Genomic DNA, 17,959 nt, shown 5'->3' with positions numbered 1-17,959 from the left:
AAACAGAGGAGACAGCGGAAAGTTCCGAAAATTCACCTCGACTACCTCATCAGCACCGCATCATACGATGGCGACAGGAGACGGGGAAAAACAGAAATGGCGGCACGAGGCCGCCATTTGCAGATTGCATCGGATGAGGCTGATCAGTCCTTTTTCGGCGCGGGCATGACGCGAAGCGACAGCTCCATGAGCTGCTTCGGAGTTGCCGGCGACGGGGCATTCATCAGCAGATCCTGCGCCTGCTGGTTCATCGGGAACAACGTGATTTCGCGCAGGTTCTTGGCGCCCAGCAGCAGCATGACCACTCGGTCGATACCGAATGCGCAGCCGCCATGCGGAGGCGCGCCGTACTGGAAGGCACGGTACATGCCGCCGAAACGTTCCTCGACATCCGCCTGCGAAAGACCAACCAGTTCGAACGCCTTGACCATGGCTTCCGGCGACTGGTTACGGATGGAGCCTGAAGCAATTTCGAAGCCGTTGCAGACTGCGTCGTACTGATAGGCCTTGAGCGAAAGCGGATCCTGCGTCTGCAGTGCTTCTAGACCACCCTGCGGCATCGAGAACGGGTTGTGCGCGAAGTCGATCTTCTTGTCTTCCTCGCTCCATTCGTAGAACGGGAAATCGATGATCCAGCACAGTTCGAACCGGTCGCGATCGACGAGGTTCAGATCCTCGCCGGCCTTGGTGCGTGCTTCGCCTGCGAACTTGTAGAACTTCGACGGTTCGCCAGCGACGAAGAAGCAGGCATCACCCGCTTCCAGGCCGAGCTGCGTGCGGACGGCCTCCGTACGCTCTTCGCCGATGTTCTTGGCGAGAGGTCCGGAACCGACGACCTTGCCGTCCTCTTCCTTCCAGAAGATATAGCCGAGGCCCGGCTGGCCGAGGCTTTGCGCCCAGGCGTTCATACGGTCGCAGAATGCGCGCGAACCACCGGTCTTGGCCGGGATTGCCCAGACTTCCACCTTCGGGTTGGCGGCGATCATGCCTGCAAACACCTTGAAGCCGGAGCCGGCGAAATGCTCTGTAACGGCCTGCATCTCGATCGGGTTGCGCAGGTCCGGCTTATCGGAGCCGTATTTGCGGATCGCGACATCGTAGGGAATGCGCGGCCAGTCCTTGGTGACCGGCTTGCCCTCGGCGAACTGTTCGAACACACCGGTCATGATCGGCGCCATCGTATCCCAGACATCTTCCTGGGTGACGAAGCTCATTTCCATGTCGAGCTGGTAGAATTCGCCAGGCAGGCGGTCCGCGCGCGGGTCTTCATCGCGGAAGCACGGGGCGATCTGGAAGTAGCGGTCGAAACCCGCAACCATCAGCAGCTGCTTGTACTGCTGCGGCGCCTGCGGCAGCGCGAAGAACGTGCCGGGATGGATACGGCTCGGCACGAGGAAGTCGCGCGCGCCTTCCGGCGAGGATGCCGTCAGGATCGGCGTGGTGTATTCGCCGAAGCCGGCCGAGCTCATGCGGTTGCGGATGTCGGAGACGATCTGGGTGCGCTTGACGATGTTCTTGTGCAGCGTCTCGCGGCGCAGATCGAGGAAGCGATACTTCAGGCGAACGTCTTCCGGATAGTCCGGCTCGCCGAAGATCGGCAGAGGCAGTTCCTTGGCGGCGGAGAGCACTTCGATCTCCTGCGCGTAAAGCTCGATTTCGCCGGTCGGCATGTTCTTGTTGACGGTCTCATCGGTGCGAGCCTTGACGAGGCCATCGACGCGAATGACCCACTCGCCGCGCACGGTTTCCGCAGCCTTGAAAGCCGGGCTATCCGGATCGACGACGATCTGTGTCATACCGTAGTGGTCGCGAAGGTCGATGAACAGCAGGCCGCCATGGTCGCGGACGCGGTGAACCCAGCCGGAGATACGGACGGTAGAGCCGACATCGGATTTGCGGAGGGCGGCGCAGGTATGGCTGCGGTAACGATGCATCGTGGTATCCTGAAATGCTGATGGGCCGCGCGGGATGAGACCGGCGGCAATGTCGCGAAAATCGGGCGGAAAAGCGCATGGCCGGCCCGATTTGTCAAGGCTTGGGTGTCAAGGCGTCACCTTAGCACAACCCTTGGCCGCCGGGGAAACTTGGCCGCCGGGGAAAATGGAAGCGAGCTGACCAAGAACGCATCTATACGGGCGCCGGAATGCGGCTCGCGCCTGAGGGAAATTGTATGATCACCTCGAGACCACCGAGCTTTGCCCTGCCGAGACGCAGCGTGGCGCTATAGGCGTTGACGATATCGGCGGTAATCGCGAGCCCGAGACCAGTGCCGCCGCCGGTGTCACCACCAGTATGGAACCCGCGCGCCAGCACCGCCTCGCATTCGGCGGGCGCGATGCCCGGACCATCGTCGGATATGCTGATCGCCACGGCGCCGGCCTCGCCGCTTGCCTGAACGGCAATCGTCGAGCGTGCCCATTTTGCCGCGTTATCAAGGACATTGCCGATTGCCTCGGCCACATCTGCCGGATCGGCCTCGACCTTGAGGTTACCCGCGGTCTTCACCTGCCACTCCAGGCCCTGCCGTTCCGTCACCGGCTTCAGCACCTGGACGAGCTTCATGGTGAGCTCGCCGACGTCAGCGGTTGCCATGCGCTCGACACCGAGCCGGGCTGCCTGCAATTGGCGATCGGCGCGCTGGCGGATGAGATCGACCTGCCGGAAGGCCATATCGGCATCTTCCGGACCCATTCGTTCCGCCAGTTGCGACAGCACCGTCAGCGGCGTCTTCAGACCATGCGCCAGATCGGATGCCCGGGCACGGGCGCGCTCCAGCGCCTGCTGGCGTTCTTCGAGCAGGAGATCGATTTCACGAACCAGTGGCTGGACCTCGCTTGGTCCTCCATCTCCAAGCGTCGCCGAATCGCCGTTTCGAATGCGCGCGACACGCTCACGCATCTTCTTCAGCGGAGAGAGACCAACGGATGCCTGGAGAAGCGCTGCGAGCGACAGCATGGCCGCCGTTGCCAGAAGCATTCTTTTTAGATCGTCGTGGAAGCCGAGAAGGGCCGTTTCGATCTCTGCCTTGGGAAAGGCGGTGAAAATGCAGAATTCCTGCGACGATGCGCCCTCACCCAGCGTCGAGACGAGAGGGAAAACCAGCATGGGCTCGCCATCCGGGCCAACGGTTTCTTCAAACGGAGGATAGGCGGACGGCTTCAAGGTATCCTCCTCGATGACCGTATCCCAGAGCGAGCGCGAGCGCTGCAGAACGGCATCGTCCTGTTCAAGCTCCCAGTAGCGGCCGCCGCCTGGCAGATTGAGGCGGGGATCGGAGGGCGCAGCCGTCAGGGTCAGCTTGCCATCCTGCAGCTTCACCGACGCGGTAAGGCTGTCGGCAAGCACCTGCATTTCCGTCTGGTACTGATCCACGACATAATGGGTGAACGTTCGGCTGAGCGTTACCCAGACGAGCAGCAGCACCATGCCGATCGCGATGACGGCGCCGATGGCGAGGCGGAATTTCAGTGACGCAATCATAGGGTCTCATCCGAGATGGCGTAGCCGAAGCCGCGCCGGTTGTGGATCGCTTCCGTTGCGGTCTTGCGCCTTATACGCGTGACCATGGCTTCGACGGCGTTTTTTGCCGCATCGTCGTCCCTCCCCTGGACATGGTTGGCGAGCTCGATTGCGGTGATATTGCGGCCCTTGTTGGCGGCGAGATAGGCAAGCAGCCGATATTCCATGGGGCTGACCTCGACCGGATTTCCGTCGAAACTCACCCGCGCCGAGCGCTCGTCCAGCTGGAAACGACCGGCGGCGAGCGCCGGGCTTGAGCGCGACTGGGCGCGGCGCAGAAGGGCGCGCACCCGTGCCATCAGCTCCTCGGTCCGGAAGGGCTTGGGCAGATAATCGTCCGCGCCCGCGTCGAAGCCATCCACCCGCTCCATCCACGAGCCGCGTGCCGTCAGCACGAGGACTGGCGTTTCGACGCCGGCAGCGCGCCAGCGCTTGAGGATGGAAAGGCCATCCATGCCGGGCAATCCGAGATCGAGGATGATGGCCGCATATTCGCCCGTGCCGCCCAGCTCCCAGATCTCGGGGCCTTGGGTGGCCGTTTCCGCCAGGTAACCCGCGGAAGCCAATTGCTTGGCGACCAGTCCCGATATTGCCTCATCGTCTTCTGCCAGAAGAATGCGCATGTCGCTAGAATCCCAAAAAGCCGACGAAATGGCCGGTGCGGGCATCGAGACGCACGGTCTTGACGGCGCCATCAGCGCGACGGACCGTCACCCTGTATTGCGCCCTGCCCATCCGGCTTGTGAGACCAATGTCGATAACCCTGCCACCGACCTTGTCGCTGACGATTTCGAGCGCGCGTTTCAGGGAGATGATCCTTCCGGAGCGGACCGCATCGAGAACCTCATCCTGCGACAAGGAACGGCCCGAGCTTTCGCGACCGCTGCCACTCTTATCGTCACCCCCGCCGCTATCATCGTCGCCGCCGTGATCGTCGCCACCATTGCCGTCTCCGCCCCGTCCATGGCCGCTATGATCGTCACTGCCGCTCCCGCTGTTATCGCTGCCGCTGTCATCGCTGCCGTTTCTTGCCGAGACGGGCCGAGGCGCGGCAAGGGCAAGGCAGGCAAACAGGAAAAGAAAATCACGCCTTGTCATCACCAACCGCCTGGAACACCCGTACCGGCGATGATGGGCCGCATCCTTGCAGGCGTCAATCGCCGGACATACGCAAGAAGCCCGCCGTAGGGGGCGGGCTCCCTTCGCCACCCGAGGCCGGATGGGTGGCGAAGGATCGGTACGGATCGGTCAGGACCGCTTGTCATCTTTTCCCTTGTGGTGCTCGCGCTCCCGTTCACGCTCTTTTTCGCGATCGCGGGTGCGGGTCTTGTGGCCGTTCTTGTCCTTGCCATGATCGTCGTTTGCATCGTGGCCGACCGGATCATCGGCACCACGGCGGGCGAAGGCGGCACCAAGGTCGGGCGCACCTGCACCGAAGCCCGACGGCACGATCGGGCTCGTCACCAGCACGGCAGCAGCAATGCCGGCGGCAAGGAGCTTGCGGCGGGCGACGAGCGATTTAAAGGCGATCTGGAACATGTTTTCCTCTCTCTTTGAATGGCGCCGCGGCGCCGTGACCGGAGCTTCAAGCTCCATGACGCCACTATTGCAGAGAGGCACTGACACGGCGCTGAGCCCGGCTGTCAGCATTGCGTCAGCGTCCGGGAGCATCGATGCCTGCGCCAAAAACCACGCAACGCCGGTGGCGTCCGTGGGGTTCAGGTCTTTCAACACCCGGAAGGCCGGGTTCGGACGGGGCGTCGCAAGGTGCCGCATCTGAAAAACTATAAATGACGCCCTGCGGCGCCCCGTTCAGTGTCCTTTCACGGCAACTCCGGTTCCTCTGCAAAAACGGTACCCGTTTCGGTGGGACCGAAGTCAGGAGGCATTTGCGCCACCATCCGTTTTCTTGTGTGCCTCACAGGCACGCCCCGCTCTCTTTCAAGCGAGAGGGAAACCATTTTCTGCCGCGCCCTGAAACCTCACCTGCGTCTCGGCTGGACTTCAAGGCACCGATCCCGCCTCGCCGGCAACGCACTCCGGTGTATCCGTGGCGGGACGACGAGGAGTTTACGGGCAGTGATTTCAGCGGGGATTTGCGGGGACGATGGTTGGCATGCCAACGCCCCGAGGCCTCACACCTCCTGCGGCGTGATCGGGCTGTCGATGCTCTGGATCAGCGTCGAACTGGCGCGGTTGAGACCCAGGACCTCCACGGCAATGCCATGCGCCTTGAAGCGATGCACCACCTTTTCGAGAGCGGCCACCGCAGTGATGTCCCAGAAATGCGCTTCGGAGACATCGATCCAGACGTTCAAACCGGCAGCGTCCTGAATATCGAATGCCTCGACGAACACATCGGCCGAGGCGAAGAATATCTGCCCGGAAACGCGATAGGTCAGCTGCACCGCGGCCTCGTTGCGGTCGATATCGATCCGCAGCAGGCGGGCGACCTTGAAGGTGAAGAACACGCCGCTCAGAAGCACGCCGACCGTCACGCCGAGGGCCAGATTGGCGGTGAACACCGTGACCAGCACTGTCGCGACCATGACGACGCTCGACATCTTTGGATGGACGAGGACGGTGCGGATCGATGACCAGTCGAATGTATCGATCGAGACCATGACCATGATCGCCACCAATGCGGCGACGGGAACCTGCGAGACCCATGACTTCAGGAGGACCATGAGGACCAGCAGGAAGGCGCCCGCAAACAGCGTCGACAGCCGACCGCGGCCGCCATACTTCACGTTGCTGACCGTCTGCCCGATCATGCCGCAGCCGGCAATGCCGCCAAACAGGCTGGCAGCGGCATTGGCGATGCCGAGACCGGTGCATTCACGGTTTTTCGAACTCGGCGTATCCGTCAGGTCGTCAACGACGCTGGCGGTCATCATCGATTCCAGCAGGCCGACCATGGCGATGGCGAGCGCGGGTGCTGCGATGACCTGCAGCGTCTCGAGCGTGAAGGGAACGGTTGGCCAGCCGAAGACCGGCAGCGAATCCGGCAGTTTCCCGAGGTCCGCCACGGTCAGGACCGAAAGCTGCAGGCCGATCGAGGCGGCCGTGAGAACGAGGATGCAAATCAGGGGCGACGGGATCGCCGTGGTGATCTTCGGCGCAAGGTAGATGACGGCCAGCCCGGCGGCGAGCATGGCATAGGAGATCCAGTCTCCCCCGACGATATGCGGCAGCTGGGCGGCAAAGATCAGGATTGCGAGCGCATTGACGAAACCCGTGCGCACGGATTTCGAAACGAACCGCATGAGAACGCCCAGTCGAAGGAGCCCGAACAGAATCTGGAAAATGCCCGCCAGCAATCCGGCAGCCAGTAGGTACGGCAGACCATGGGCGTGGACTAGCGGGGCAGCGACGAGCGCGACCGAACCGGCGGCGGCCGAAATCATGGCCGGGCGGCCGCCGGTGAAGGCGATGACGATGCCGATCACGAAGGAAGCGAAGAGGCCGACCTGCGGATCGACGCCCGCCACGAAGGAAAAGGCGATAACCTCAGGAATGAGAGCAAATGTCGCGACGGCGCCGGCAAGCATTTCACGCATGGGATTGGCGGACCAATCCCGACGGATGGAGGAAAAATACATATTGAGACGTCTCGCAAAGCATGGGCGACGCGCTCTGGCGAGCACCTTGGGTGGTCGGGGTTTTGCGTTGTCTGGCGGATCGGCGGCCAGAAGAGCCACCCGGAATTGCACCGGGTCCGTGGTGAGTGCTCCGGTTATAAACCGCGGATTTGCCGCGGTGCAATATTCATTCTGCGACAAGGTCGTCAAGGTTCATTTCACCGTATCCGCTGGCGCGACCGTCGCTGTGCATCCCGATGTCAGCAAGCCGTCAGCTTCATTGGTTAACGTCCCCACCGGTGCAACCACGTCTGCACGAGCGGATGGGCTGCCGGGAGGAGATCAAACCCCACGTCTTTAGCCTTCGGCAGCCTGAAAAGGTTGGGCGAGCGGGCATGTGGCATGCCGAATGTCTTTTCGGTGACTTCCTTCTGGACACCCCTGTTCCATCGTCTATTTGGCTGCTAGAGCGCTTCAGCGTCCAAACATTGCACGGCCGGAGAGGGTCGAGACTTCACGTCCAGGGGAAGAGTTGAATGGATATTTTTACAGCGGCCGGTTTGACGGCGCTTCTGCAGGTCATCGCGATCGACCTCGTTCTTGCCGGTGATAACGCCGTGGTTATCGGTCTCGCCGCCGCCGGTCTTGCGCCTGAGCAGCGCCGCAAGGCGATCATCGTCGGTATCCTGGCGGCCACCGTTCTGCGTATCGCCTTTGCGACAGTCGCAGTGCATCTGCTGGCCATCATCGGCCTGCTGCTGGCCGGCGGCCTCCTGCTCCTGTGGGTCTGCTGGAAGATGTGGCGCGAGCTGCGTGCCGGTCACGGCAATGAAGAAACGATGGCCAACGAGAACGCGCCGCGGAAAACCTTCCTGCAGGCAGCGACGCAGATTGTGATTGCCGACGTCTCGATGTCGCTGGACAACGTGCTGGCCGTTGCCGGCGCCGCGCGCGAGCATCCGAGCGTGCTGATCGCCGGCCTTGCGCTTTCCATCGCACTGATGGGTCTTGCCGCAAACCTGATCGCTCGCCTGCTCGGCAAGTACCACTGGATCGCCTATATCGGCCTTGCGATCATCCTCTATGTCTCGCTCGACATGATCTATCGCGGGGCGCTGGAAGTGATGCCATACCTCTCGGGTGGCGCTGCCTGAATTCGATCCTCCGCAGCGCCGGGCATTTGTCCGGCGCGCGGACACCGAGAGCAGTCAAATTCCGGCGTCAATCGAGGGCACCCCCCAAATTTCGCCACGAGCTGTCGATTTCGTCGCTACCAATAAGAGTGCCGTTGGGCATAGTGCGGCGATGTCGCAAATCCGCCCCCTGATTCCCCTTCTCGTCACCGCCGGCATCCTGATCGGCGGCAATGGCCTACAGGGGACCTATATTTCGCTGCGCGCGCTCAACGAGGGCTTTTCAACCTCGCTGATCGGCCTTGTCGGCACCGGCTATAATATCGGCTTTGCCATCGGCTGCATCTATGTGACGCGCATCCTGCGCTCGATCGGCCATATCCGCACCTTCTCGGCGATGGCGGCAATTGCATCCGCAGCCTCGATCGCCATGGTGCTGCTCATCGATCCGTGGTTCTGGTTCCTGATGCGGCTGGTGGCAGGCGTCTGTTTTGCCGGGCTGTTTGCGACGGTGGAAAGCTGGCTGAATGCGCGGGTGACCAATTCCAACCGGGCGCGCACGCTGTCGATCTACAGGCTGGTCGATCTCGGCTCGGTGACGGCGGCGCAATACATGATCCCGACGGTCGGGATCGAGGGTTTCCAGCTCTTTGCTATCATCTCCATGGCGCTGACGCTGTCGCTGGTGCCGATTTCGTTTGCCGACCGCTCAAGCCCGGAGGCGCCCGAGGCGATCCGCTTCGACGTCAAGGCGCTGTGGAATATCTCGCCACTGGCGACCATCGGCTGCATCGTCGTGGGCTTGACCAACTCCACCTTCCGCTCGCTCGGGCCGATCTATGCCGAGGGCATCGGGCTTTCGATCACGGCAATCGCCACCTTCATGAGCATCGGCATCATCGGCGGCGTGGTGCTGCAATATCCGCTGGGGCTCTATTCCGACAGGCTCGACCGGCGGCTGATCATCCTCATCGCTACCTTCGGCTCGCTGCTTGCCGGGCTGTTTCTCGCATTTGTCGCGGGATCGAGTGAATGGCTGAACTTTGCCGGCATCTTCATCTTCGGCGCCTTTGCCATGCCGCTCTATTCACTCTGCTCGGCGCACGCCAACGACCATGCGGCGGAAGGTCAGCATGCACTGGTTTCCGCCGGCATGCTGTTTTTCTGGTCGCTGGGCGCAATCATCGGGCCGCTGTTTGCGTCGTTCATGCTCGATCTTTTCGGGCCGCAGGCGCTGTTCGTCTATACGGCCACCGTGCTCTTTGCCTTCATGATCTATACGCTGCAGCGCATGACGGCACGCGGGCCGGTACCGGCGGGCGAACGTTCGATGCGGTTTCGCAACCTGCTCAGGACATCGACGTATTTTTCCAAGCTCGCAGCGCGGGGGGATGAGCCGAAGAAGTAGGGTCAGGATAAGGCTCCCCCTACCGTATTGGGCGACCCGTATGACAGTTAGAGGCCGGGCAGGTTATCGCTGAAGAAATCAAGCAGGCTCTGAGGCGCGGCATCGCCGAACAACACCTTGAGCATGTGGTTTGCCTCCGTCGCGGCTGACGCGCTGCGGATGAAGAGTTTTTCTTCATAAGTCATCAGCGCGGCCTCGATATCCCCTGGGTTTGCGGCGATAGCCTCCCCGAGTTCCGCGCCATCCAGCATCGCCAGATTGGCGCCTTCGCCGGACGGAGGCATGAGATGCGCAGCGTCGCCAAGCAGTGTCACGCCGGGCACACGGGTCCATTGGTGGTCGTCCGGAAGCGCGTGCAGCGCGCGAAGCACGGGGGCGGTCTCCCCGTCGGTGATGAGCGCCGTCAGCGCCGGATCCCAGCCGTCGAATTCCGCAGCGATGCGGGCCAGGGCCGCTGCCGGATCGGAGAAATCGACATGGTCGATCCAATCCTTCGGCCTGTTCAGCGCGGCGTAGGTGTGGAGCGCCCCGTTGGGCTCCCGGTGTGCGAGAATGCCTTTTCCCGGCGCGACAGCCATCAGCGAGCCACCGCCGACCGCTTCCGCACTCGCCCTGTGACGGGTATCTGCGTCAAACAGGTATGTTTCCACAAACAGGGTGCCGACATAGGCCGGCTTTGCCTTCGAAAGCAGTGGGCGAACCCTCGACCAGGCGCCGTCGGCGCCGACAAGCAGGTCGGTGGTCACAATCGAGCCATCGGCAAAGGTCAATTCATGTCGATCACCATCCAAGGCAGAGGCGCCCGTGAGTTTATATCCCCACCGGACGACATCGGCGGGAAGCGATTCCAGCAAGATCCGGCGAAGCTCGCCCCGAGGAACTTCGGGACGGCCGCCCGTGCCGTCGTCCGGCTGATCCAGCAGGACCTTGCCTTGCCTGTCTAGCACCCGCGTTTGCTGGCCGCCAGGATGTACAAGCGCGAGAAACGCATCAAACAGGCCTGCCGCCTTGAGGGCAAGCTGTCCGTCTCCTTCGTGGATATCGAGCATGCCACCCTGGGCGCGGACGTCAGCGGAGGCGTCCGCCTCGTATATGACGGCTGCGATGCCGTTGACATGAAGGACACGCGCGAGGATCAGCCCGCCGAGGCCTGCACCGATGATCGTCACCGGATGATGGGTCATTCGTCTTACTCCTATGGAATGTTATTCCACAGTTGGAATGTCGTTCCATTCATGTCAAGATCGGTCATGGCAAAAAAAATAAACGGCACGCAACGGCGGACGGAAGCGCTTTCACGGGATCAGATCGTGGAGGCGGCGATCGATCTTCTGGACGAGAGCGGGGAAGCCGGACTGACATTCCAGACGCTCTCCAAACGGCTCGCCACCGGTCCCGGCGCCATTTACTGGCACGTCGCAAACAAAAGCGATCTGCTGACAGCGGCATGCGATGCCATCGTCGCCCGCACCGCGAACGCGGCTCTGGCCGGCAGCACGCCGAAGGCAAAGGTTCGTGAACTGGCGCTGGGTGTGTTCGATGCAATCGATGCCCATCCGTGGGTTGGCTCGGCGCTCACACGCAGCCCGGGGCAAATGGCGATGGTGCGCATTCTCGAACGCATAGGCCAGCAAGTCCGCGCCCTCGGGGTTCGCGACGACGCACAGTGGTCCGTGACATCCGCGTTGCTGAGCTACATCCTCGGCGTCGGCGGCCAGAATGCAGCCAACGCGCAGCTTGCGCACGAGCAAGGCCTCGACAGATCCAACTTTCTGGGCGAAATATCGGCCATGTGGTCAAAGCTCGACCCGGACGAGTACCCGTTCGCCCGCGGCATCGCCAAGCAGTTTCCCGCGCATGATGACCGTACGGACTTCCTCACGGGGATCGATCTCATCCTTGGCGGTATCGACCTGATGTGACGTCGGCGACGCCTCGCGTCACCGCGTTCAGTTCGGGGCGCGATGCCGTATCCTCCGTCCCGATGCGAGGAGAAGCACCGCTCCGGCTGCGGCAAGATGGCTTTGGGGGGATGATTGCTGAAAGACGGGCTCAAGTTTAAAAGAGCGTGATCATATTCTTCCGAGGCTTCCTCCATGACCCTACTTTCCCGCCGCACATTTCTCAAAGGCTCGGCTGTCGTCGGTACTTCCTTTGCTGTCGGGGCGGGCTTTGCGGCGCGGCCGGGGGTGGCATCGGCAACGCCGCTTATGCTGAAGGCGCAGTTTACCGATGCCGCCATCGCGAGTGACGGCGTGACGCCGAAAGTGATGACCTACGGGCTCGGCGACGGTGTTGCGAAGGGCATGCCGCCTGTCCTGCGGATGAAGAAAGGCGAGCCTTTTGCCGCCCGGCTCTTCAACGGGCTGGATGAGCCGACCACGGTGCACTGGCACGGGTTGCGCATCGTCAATGCCATGGATGGGGTGCCGGAAATGACGCAGGCTTATGTCTATCCCGGAGACGGGTTCGACTATGCCTTCACGCCGCCGGATGCCGGCACCTTCTGGTATCATCCCCACTGCAACACGCTGACCCAGATGGGTCATGGCATGACCGGGGTGATCGTGGTCGAGAATCCCGATGATCCGCAATTCGATGCCGAGGTGGTGCTGAACCTGCGCGACTGGCGGCTTGGCAAGGGCGGGGCCTTCACGGCACCCTTCAAGCCGCGCGATGCGGCCAAGGGCGGCACCTATGGCACGGTGCGCACGGCCAACTGGCAGGAGGGGCCGAGCTACGAAGCCCCGGCGGGCGGGCTCGTCCGCGTTCGAATCGCCGCGACCGACGTGACCCGCATCTACACGATCGGACTGGAGGGCGGCCAGGGCGTGATCGTGGCGCTCGACGGCAATGCGATGGACAAACCCTTTCTGCTCGACCGGCTCGATTTCGGGCCTGGACAGCGGGTGGAACTCGTCGTGCGCATGCCGGACGAGGAAGGAAAGAGCGTCACGCTCGGCAATTTCCGCAGCTCCACTCCCTGGACGATCGCAACGCTGAAGGCAGTCGGCAGCGCCTCGCTGAAGCGAGATCTCGGCGACGTCACCGCCCTGCCCGCCAACGCGATCGCCGAGGCTGATCTTTCCACCGCCACGCGCATCCCGCTCGACTTCACCGCGACCGCCGAGCACAAGCCGACCGAGAGCATTTGCGGCTCGCTAGGCTATACGTTCTGGGCGATCAACAAGGTTCCGTGGCAGGGCGACACGCCCGATCCGGTGGCGCCTCTATCGGACCTGAAACTCGGCAAGAGCTATGTGCTCCAGGTGCGCAACCGCACGCCGCATGCTCACCCGATCCATCTGCATGGCCTGAGCTTCCGCGTGCTTTCCTCCAACAAGCGCACCTTCCTGCCGCCGCCGACGGACACGATCCTGCTGCAGCCGGACGAGCAGGCGGAACTGGGGCTGGTTGCCGACAACCTTGGCGACTGGCTTTTGCACTGCCATATCATCGAGCACCAGAAGACCGGCATGTCGGCTTATTTCCGGGTGGTCTGACTTTTTCGTTGTGAGGCCTGTCATGAAGCGATACATCGGGAGAACTTTTAAGCCCCATTTTCGCCACAGTGATTGAAGTTTGATGATCGAGACAACCGCAGACCTTGCCACCGCATGCGAACAGCTTGCCCGCGGCCCCTACATGACCGTCGATACGGAATTCCTGCGCGAGACGACCTTCTGGCCGCAACTCTGCCTGATCCAGATGGCGGGGCCAGATATCGCGGTCATCGTCGATCCGCTTGCCAAGGACATCGACCTTGCGCCCTTCTTCGCGCTGATGGCCAATCCGGATGTGATCAAGGTCTTTCACGCGGCGCGGCAGGACATCGAAATCATCTACAATCTCGGCAATCTCATTCCGCATCCGATCTTCGACACCCAGGTCGCCGCCATGGTCTGCGGTTTTGGCGACAGCGTATCCTACGACCAGCTCGTCAGCCGCATCAAGGGCGTGCAGATCGACAAGTCGTCGCGCTTCACCGACTGGAGCCGCCGGCCGCTTTCGGAAAAGCAGCTCGATTATGCGCTGGCCGACGTGACCCACCTGCGCGACGTCTACCTGCACCTGAAGGACCAGCTGGAGCGCGAAGGCCGCTCGCTGTGGCTTTCCGACGAGATGGCCGTTCTGGAGGCCACGGAAACCTACGACCTGCACCCGGATGACGCCTGGCAGCGGCTGAAGATGCGGCTGAAGAAGCCGCAGGAACTGGCCGTGCTTCAAAAGGTTGCCGCCTGGCGCGAGCGCGAGGCGCGTGCCCGCAACGTGCCGCGCGGCCGCATCATCAAGGATGACGGTCTCTATGAAATCGCCCAGCAGCAGCCGAAGGACGCAGAAGCGCTCAGCCGCCTGCGCACGATCCCCAAGGGCTGGGAGCGTTCGAGTTCGGGGGCGGCGATCATCGAGGCGGTGAACGCGGCACTCGATATTCCGAAGAACGAGATGCCGCGCGTGCCGCGCCAGCAGCAGTCTCCTGAAGGTGCTGCAGCCGCCAGCGAACTCCTGAAGGTGCTGTTGAAGCTGATCGCCGAAAAGCAGGGGGTTGCCGCCAAGATCATCGCCAATACCGACGATCTCGAGCGCATCGCCTCCGAAGGCGACAAGGCCGATGTCGGGGCGCTGAAAGGCTGGCGCCGCGAACTGTTCGGCGATACCGCGCTGAAGCTGATCAACGGCGAAGTCGCCCTGCGTTTCGTCGATCGCAAGATCGAGGCGGTGGAGATTTAGAGCCTTTCCGGGTTATGCGATCGACCGTCTTCTTGCAGGCGTGATCTGAGGCGGTCGCTTTGCTGCAACCATGACCACCCCCTTTTATCTATTGCGAGGCCGCTGGAAAATTCGCACAACCTGCGTTACCTTCTCCCCGTAGCTACAAACTTGAAGGCCCTCGGTGTTAAGGCTTGGATGGCGGAGGCACCGGGGGCTTTTAAACTCCCATCGATGACGCGGGATCGCAATACTTCCATTGCTACGTCTTAAATAAGCCGTTGACAATATTACAGTTCTTGCTGGGAGCCATTTGAGCCCAGCGGTCGTGCCGTCGAAAGGCCGTCGCGGCCTCGATAGAATTTTTCCGTCACGAAAGCTTCACTCCGCCGTCAAGCAACCATCAAGCAACCGTCATCAAGCGTCTCTATCGGGATGGTGTTTCGATAACCGAACCCGTGGGGAAACCGATGAAAAACCTCCTTCTGGCCTCCGTGGCCATCACGCTTGCTTTTGCGACCGCAGCCTCTGCCGAGGACACCGTTTTTCCGGCCAAGCTCGTCAGCCATGCGATCCTGCCGGCCAATACGATCATTCCGGCGCCGGCCGACGCGCCTGAGCATCTGAAAACCTCCGGCAAGTTCACCACCCCCGACCGTCACCGCGCCGAAGGCCTCGGCAGCGTTCCTGGCAAGGATGGCGTTCGCCTGACCGGTCTTTCGCTGCCCTTCGACGGCCAGCCGATGCAGGGCTTTTCCGGCATCAAGACCATGGATGACGGCACCTTCTGGAGCCTCTCGGACAACGGCTTCGGCTCCAAGCTGAACTCGTCCGACGCCATGCTGATGCTGCACAACATCCGTTTCGACTGGGATGGCGGCAAGGTCGAGGCCCTGAAGACCATTTTCCTCTCCGATCCCAACCGCAAGGCACCCTTCCCCATCGTCATGGAAGGCTCCGACAAGCGTTACCTGACCGGCGCTGATTTCGACGTGGAATCGATCCAGCCGGTTGCCGACGGCTTCTGGGTGGGCGAGGAATTCGGGCCGAACATCCTGAAATTCGACACCGAAGGCAAGCTGACGGACGTGATCCCGACCGTCGTCGACGGCAAGCCGGTGATGTCTCCGGACAACGCCACCCTCGCGGTCCCGGCCGATCCTTCCAAGCCGATGCCAGCCTTCAACCTGAAGCGTTCGGGTGGTTATGAAGGCCTTGCCATGTCGAAGGACGGCAGCAAGCTTTATGGTCTTCTCGAAGGTCCGATCTGGGTCGACAGCGAGACCGTCGAGCAGGCGGACGGCCGCCCGGCGCTGCGCATCATCGAACTCGACGTTGCCTCCAAGGGCTGGACCGGCCGCAGCTGGCTCTATCCGCTCGCCGAAGGTGGCGAAGCCATCGGCGATTTCAACATGCTGGACGCGACGACCGCTCTGGTGATCGAGCGCGACAATGGCGCCGGCACGGTCGACAAGGCCTGCGCCGACGCCAAAAACCCGAAGCCGGATTGCTTTGCCGTCGGCTCCAAGGTGAAGCGCATCTACAAGATCGAGATGACCGACGCCAATGTCGGCAAGGCCGTGCGCAAAATCGGCTATATCGATCTGTTGAAGATCGCCGACCCGGACAACAAGAAGCGCCAGGGTGGCGGTGAAGGCTATTACGACATGCCCTTCGTCACCATCGAGAACGTCGACCGTGTTGACGAGACCCACATCGTCGTCGGCAACGACAACAACCTGCCCTTCTCGGCCGGCCGTTCGATCGACAAGGCAGATGACAACGAGTTCGTGCTGCTGGAAGTCGGTGAGTTCGTGAACGCGAAGTAATGGCTACAGCCTTGGAGAATGCCTGGTTCAGATTGAACCAGGCATTCTCTAGATTCTTTTGTTTTCGTTTGTCTTTTCGGGAAAACCGGTTCCGGTTTGAGGAATTCTGCCGTAGCGCGTGCCTTTCGTTTACGATTAGGCGCGTGTTCACCACGCAACGCCATGATCCTCGGCCCACCGACCGGCGACATGTCGGCAGCATTCGTCAATAGGAAATACTGAAAAAGCGCGGGCTTCGGTCCGATCCGAAGCCGCTACAGATACCGGAAACCGATCCGCTTGCCGGTCAACCGGGCAAGCTGCTGAAGGCGTCCGTCCAGGCGCTCGCCGCTAAACTCCGCATAGGCCTCAGGCACGATGAATTCGAGGTCGAGGTCCGGGGATTTGGCCGGACAGATGTCGATGTTGCGGACGACGCCGGGCATGGAGGCGGAGAAGAGGTAGGCGACGCGGAGAAGGCCTCCGAGGAGCTTGGCCAATTCCCGCAGCCGCGGCGTGGCGATCGCGGCAAGCGGGCTTGTCGCCTCGTCGTCCGTCAGGCCTTCGAAGCGATAGTAATTGGCGAGCGCAATGTAGGCGCGCCCGGCGTGGGTAATGCCAGAGAATGTGCTGTGGGCGATGATATTGAGCGCCTGCAGGCCGCGGTAGTCGGGATGGGCGCGCCAGCTGATGTCGGCAAGCAGGCAAGCCGCCTGACGGTAGCGGTTTTCCTCGTCGGTTTCGGTGATGCCGAAATGACCGAGCATGTTGCCGCTCCAGTCGGCAAGCTCGCGCGCATGCTCGGGCGAGCGGGCGCGCAGGATGGCAAGCTCGCCGGCGGCAGCGAGCAGCGGATCACGCTTGCGCACCGCTTCCGACAGCAGCGAATAGAGATATCCTTCGCGCACGCCGAGCGCTGAGAAGGAAATGCGGGCCGGCTTCATGCGCACGATCGCTTCCTGCATGGCGATTGCACCGAACGGCAGGAGGGAGCGGCGGCTCTTGGAGATGGCCGCATAGGCCGGAGCCTTGGGGTTCTTCGGCTCTACGATGTCGGCCAGCAGCGTCAGCGCTTCGTCAAAGGAGATTTCGTAGCCCTGCATCATGTGCAGCGGATAATCGCGCAATTCCATATGCAGCTTGGCAATGGAGCGCCACGTGCCGCCAACCGCATAGAATGTGCGGCCTTCGGCATTGGCAAGAACATTGACCTTGCTCATAAAGCTGCGGACATAGGAACGCGCCTTGATCAGCGACCCTTCGGCATGTTCCGACAGACGGATACCACCCAGCGGCAGGGTAATGCCCTTGCCGATCTTCGAGCCAAGCACGTCCACGAGTTCAAGCGAACCACCGCCGAGATCGCCGACAACGCCGTCGGGATCGTGATAGCCGCTGATGATGCCGAGCGCGGAGAAATAGGCTTCCTCTTCGCCCGAGAGAACGCGGACCTTCTGGCCAAGAATGACTTCGGCGCGGCGAATGAAATCGGGGCCATTGGAGGCGTCGCGCGCGGCAGCGGTTGCCAGCACGAATACGGTGGAGGCACGGGCCTGGGTGGAGAGTGCCTTGAAGCGATGGAGCGCCTTCAACGCCCGTTCGACGCTATCGGCATCCATGCGACCGGTCGCATCAATGCCCTTGCCGAGCCCGCACATGACCTTTTCATTGAAAAGCACGGCAGGCGAGCGGTTCAGGCCCTCGTAGATCACAAGGCGAATCGAGTTGGACCCGATATCCACGACGGAGACCGGGGCAATTCCAGGCAGACGCCCCTGGGCTTCAGATTCGACCATGCAA

At 62.0% G+C, this 17,959-nt stretch carries 14 protein-coding genes and 1 other annotated feature; of the genes, 6 read left to right on the top strand and 8 right to left on the bottom strand.

Going from position 1 to position 17,959, the window contains the following annotated elements; all coding sequences use genetic code 11:
- Positions 1 to 143: 143 nt before the first annotated feature.
- The 6 genes from aspS to QO002_RS09665 all read right to left on the bottom strand — a co-directional run bounded on the left by aspS (position 144) and on the right by QO002_RS09665 (position 7,121).
- Positions 144 to 1,934, bottom strand: a complete 1,791-nt coding sequence (gene aspS, locus QO002_RS09690; RefSeq protein ID WP_307229035.1) for an aspartate--tRNA ligase — start codon at positions 1,932 to 1,934, stop codon at positions 144 to 146.
- A 193-nt stretch (positions 1,935 to 2,127) separates the two neighbouring features.
- Positions 2,128 to 3,480, bottom strand: coding sequence for a sensor histidine kinase (locus tag QO002_RS09685; protein ID WP_307229033.1), 1,353 nt, complete (start codon positions 3,478 to 3,480; stop codon positions 2,128 to 2,130).
- Positions 3,477 to 4,142 carry a response regulator transcription factor gene (locus tag QO002_RS09680; RefSeq protein WP_307229031.1) on the bottom strand — a complete coding sequence of 222 codons (666 nt, stop codon included), beginning with the start codon at positions 4,140 to 4,142 and terminating at the stop codon, positions 3,477 to 3,479. The genes QO002_RS09685 and QO002_RS09680 overlap by 4 nt, the downstream gene beginning before the upstream one ends.
- Before the next feature lie 4 nt (positions 4,143 to 4,146).
- Positions 4,147 to 4,617 carry a PepSY domain-containing protein gene (locus QO002_RS09675; RefSeq protein ID WP_307229030.1) on the bottom strand — a complete coding sequence of 157 codons (471 nt, stop codon included), beginning with the start codon at positions 4,615 to 4,617 and terminating at the stop codon, positions 4,147 to 4,149.
- Between the two features lie 150 nt (positions 4,618 to 4,767).
- Positions 4,768 to 5,295 carry a hypothetical protein gene (locus QO002_RS09670; protein ID WP_307229028.1) on the bottom strand — a complete coding sequence of 176 codons (528 nt, stop codon included), beginning with the start codon at positions 5,293 to 5,295 and terminating at the stop codon, positions 4,768 to 4,770.
- Positions 5,296 to 5,654: 359 nt separating this feature from the next.
- Positions 5,655 to 7,121 carry a SulP family inorganic anion transporter gene (locus QO002_RS09665; RefSeq protein ID WP_307229026.1) on the bottom strand — a complete coding sequence of 489 codons (1,467 nt, stop codon included), beginning with the start codon at positions 7,119 to 7,121 and terminating at the stop codon, positions 5,655 to 5,657.
- 65 nt (positions 7,122 to 7,186) lie between these two features.
- Positions 7,187 to 7,242 (bottom strand) — a sequence feature (sul1 is cis-regulatory element that is thought to sense ions involved in sulfur or methionine metabolism; They are found in Alphaproteobacteria).
- A 394-nt stretch (positions 7,243 to 7,636) separates the two neighbouring features.
- Here QO002_RS09665 and QO002_RS09660 point away from each other — a divergent pair.
- Entirely contained in the window at positions 7,637 to 8,254 is a 618-nt protein-coding gene (locus QO002_RS09660) for a TerC family protein (protein WP_307229024.1), read from the top strand.
- A gap of 151 nt (positions 8,255 to 8,405) precedes the next feature.
- Entirely contained in the window at positions 8,406 to 9,641 is a 1,236-nt protein-coding gene (locus QO002_RS09655; protein WP_307229022.1) for an MFS transporter, read from the top strand.
- A 47-nt stretch (positions 9,642 to 9,688) separates the two neighbouring features.
- Here QO002_RS09655 and QO002_RS09650 read toward each other — a convergent pair whose 3' ends face one another.
- Positions 9,689 to 10,825 carry an FAD-dependent oxidoreductase gene (locus QO002_RS09650; protein ID WP_307229020.1) on the bottom strand — a complete coding sequence of 379 codons (1,137 nt, stop codon included), beginning with the start codon at positions 10,823 to 10,825 and terminating at the stop codon, positions 9,689 to 9,691.
- A gap of 66 nt (positions 10,826 to 10,891) precedes the next feature.
- Between QO002_RS09650 and QO002_RS09645 the strand changes: the two genes are divergently transcribed.
- The 4 genes from QO002_RS09645 (at position 10,892) to QO002_RS09630 (ending at position 16,180) form a co-directional block, all read left to right on the top strand.
- Entirely contained in the window at positions 10,892 to 11,563 is a 672-nt protein-coding gene (locus QO002_RS09645) for a TetR/AcrR family transcriptional regulator (RefSeq protein ID WP_307229018.1), read from the top strand.
- A 174-nt stretch (positions 11,564 to 11,737) separates the two neighbouring features.
- Complete coding sequence (locus QO002_RS09640; protein WP_307229017.1) at positions 11,738 to 13,144, top strand: multicopper oxidase family protein; 1,407 nt, start codon at positions 11,738 to 11,740, stop codon at positions 13,142 to 13,144.
- Positions 13,145 to 13,226: 82 nt separating this feature from the next.
- Entirely contained in the window at positions 13,227 to 14,372 is a 1,146-nt protein-coding gene (gene rnd, locus QO002_RS09635) for a ribonuclease D (RefSeq protein WP_307229015.1), read from the top strand.
- A 449-nt stretch (positions 14,373 to 14,821) separates the two neighbouring features.
- Positions 14,822 to 16,180: an esterase-like activity of phytase family protein gene (locus tag QO002_RS09630; protein WP_307229013.1), complete on the top strand. Its 1,359-nt coding sequence runs from the start codon at positions 14,822 to 14,824 to the stop codon at positions 16,178 to 16,180.
- A gap of 254 nt (positions 16,181 to 16,434) precedes the next feature.
- On the opposite strand, the gene ppx is transcribed toward QO002_RS09630, so the two are convergent.
- The gene (ppx, locus tag QO002_RS09625) at positions 16,435 to 17,955 is read right to left on the bottom strand and encodes an exopolyphosphatase (RefSeq protein ID WP_307229011.1); all 1,521 of its coding nucleotides are present in this window, start codon (positions 17,953 to 17,955) and stop codon (positions 16,435 to 16,437) included.
- Positions 17,956 to 17,959: the final 4 nt, after the last annotated feature.

Origin of the sequence: Pararhizobium capsulatum DSM 1112, assembly GCF_030814475.1 — a bacterium.
GTDB lineage: Bacteria > Pseudomonadota > Alphaproteobacteria > Rhizobiales > Rhizobiaceae > Pararhizobium > Pararhizobium capsulatum.
Note: the sequence above shows the minus strand (reverse complement) of the source record. Positions and strands in the feature narration are given on the sequence as shown.

What these genes read in the sequence shown, in the direction of transcription:
- QO002_RS09675 (WP_307229030.1), bottom strand. Translation starts at nt 4,617, where the DNA reads ATGACAAGGCGTGATTTTCTTTTCCTGTTTGCCTGCCTTGCCCTTGCC.
- QO002_RS09640 (WP_307229017.1), top strand. Translation starts at nt 11,738, where the DNA reads ATGACCCTACTTTCCCGCCGCACATTTCTCAAAGGCTCGGCTGTCGTC.
- rnd (WP_307229015.1), top strand. Translation starts at nt 13,227, where the DNA reads ATGATCGAGACAACCGCAGACCTTGCCACCGCATGCGAACAGCTTGCC.
- ppx (WP_307229011.1), bottom strand. Translation starts at nt 17,955, where the DNA reads ATGGTCGAATCTGAAGCCCAGGGGCGTCTGCCTGGAATTGCCCCGGTC.
- QO002_RS09655 (WP_307229022.1), top strand. Translation starts at nt 8,406, where the DNA reads ATGTCGCAAATCCGCCCCCTGATTCCCCTTCTCGTCACCGCCGGCATC.
- QO002_RS09660 (WP_307229024.1), top strand. Translation starts at nt 7,637, where the DNA reads ATGGATATTTTTACAGCGGCCGGTTTGACGGCGCTTCTGCAGGTCATC.
- QO002_RS09670 (WP_307229028.1), bottom strand. Translation starts at nt 5,295, where the DNA reads ATGCGGCACCTTGCGACGCCCCGTCCGAACCCGGCCTTCCGGGTGTTG.
- QO002_RS09650 (WP_307229020.1), bottom strand. Translation starts at nt 10,825, where the DNA reads ATGACCCATCATCCGGTGACGATCATCGGTGCAGGCCTCGGCGGGCTG.
- aspS (WP_307229035.1), bottom strand. Translation starts at nt 1,934, where the DNA reads ATGCATCGTTACCGCAGCCATACCTGCGCCGCCCTCCGCAAATCCGAT.
- QO002_RS09630 (WP_307229013.1), top strand. Translation starts at nt 14,822, where the DNA reads ATGAAAAACCTCCTTCTGGCCTCCGTGGCCATCACGCTTGCTTTTGCG.
- QO002_RS09645 (WP_307229018.1), top strand. Translation starts at nt 10,892, where the DNA reads ATGGCAAAAAAAATAAACGGCACGCAACGGCGGACGGAAGCGCTTTCA.
- QO002_RS09680 (WP_307229031.1), bottom strand. Translation starts at nt 4,142, where the DNA reads ATGCGCATTCTTCTGGCAGAAGACGATGAGGCAATATCGGGACTGGTC.
- QO002_RS09665 (WP_307229026.1), bottom strand. Translation starts at nt 7,121, where the DNA reads ATGTATTTTTCCTCCATCCGTCGGGATTGGTCCGCCAATCCCATGCGT.
- QO002_RS09685 (WP_307229033.1), bottom strand. Translation starts at nt 3,480, where the DNA reads ATGATTGCGTCACTGAAATTCCGCCTCGCCATCGGCGCCGTCATCGCG.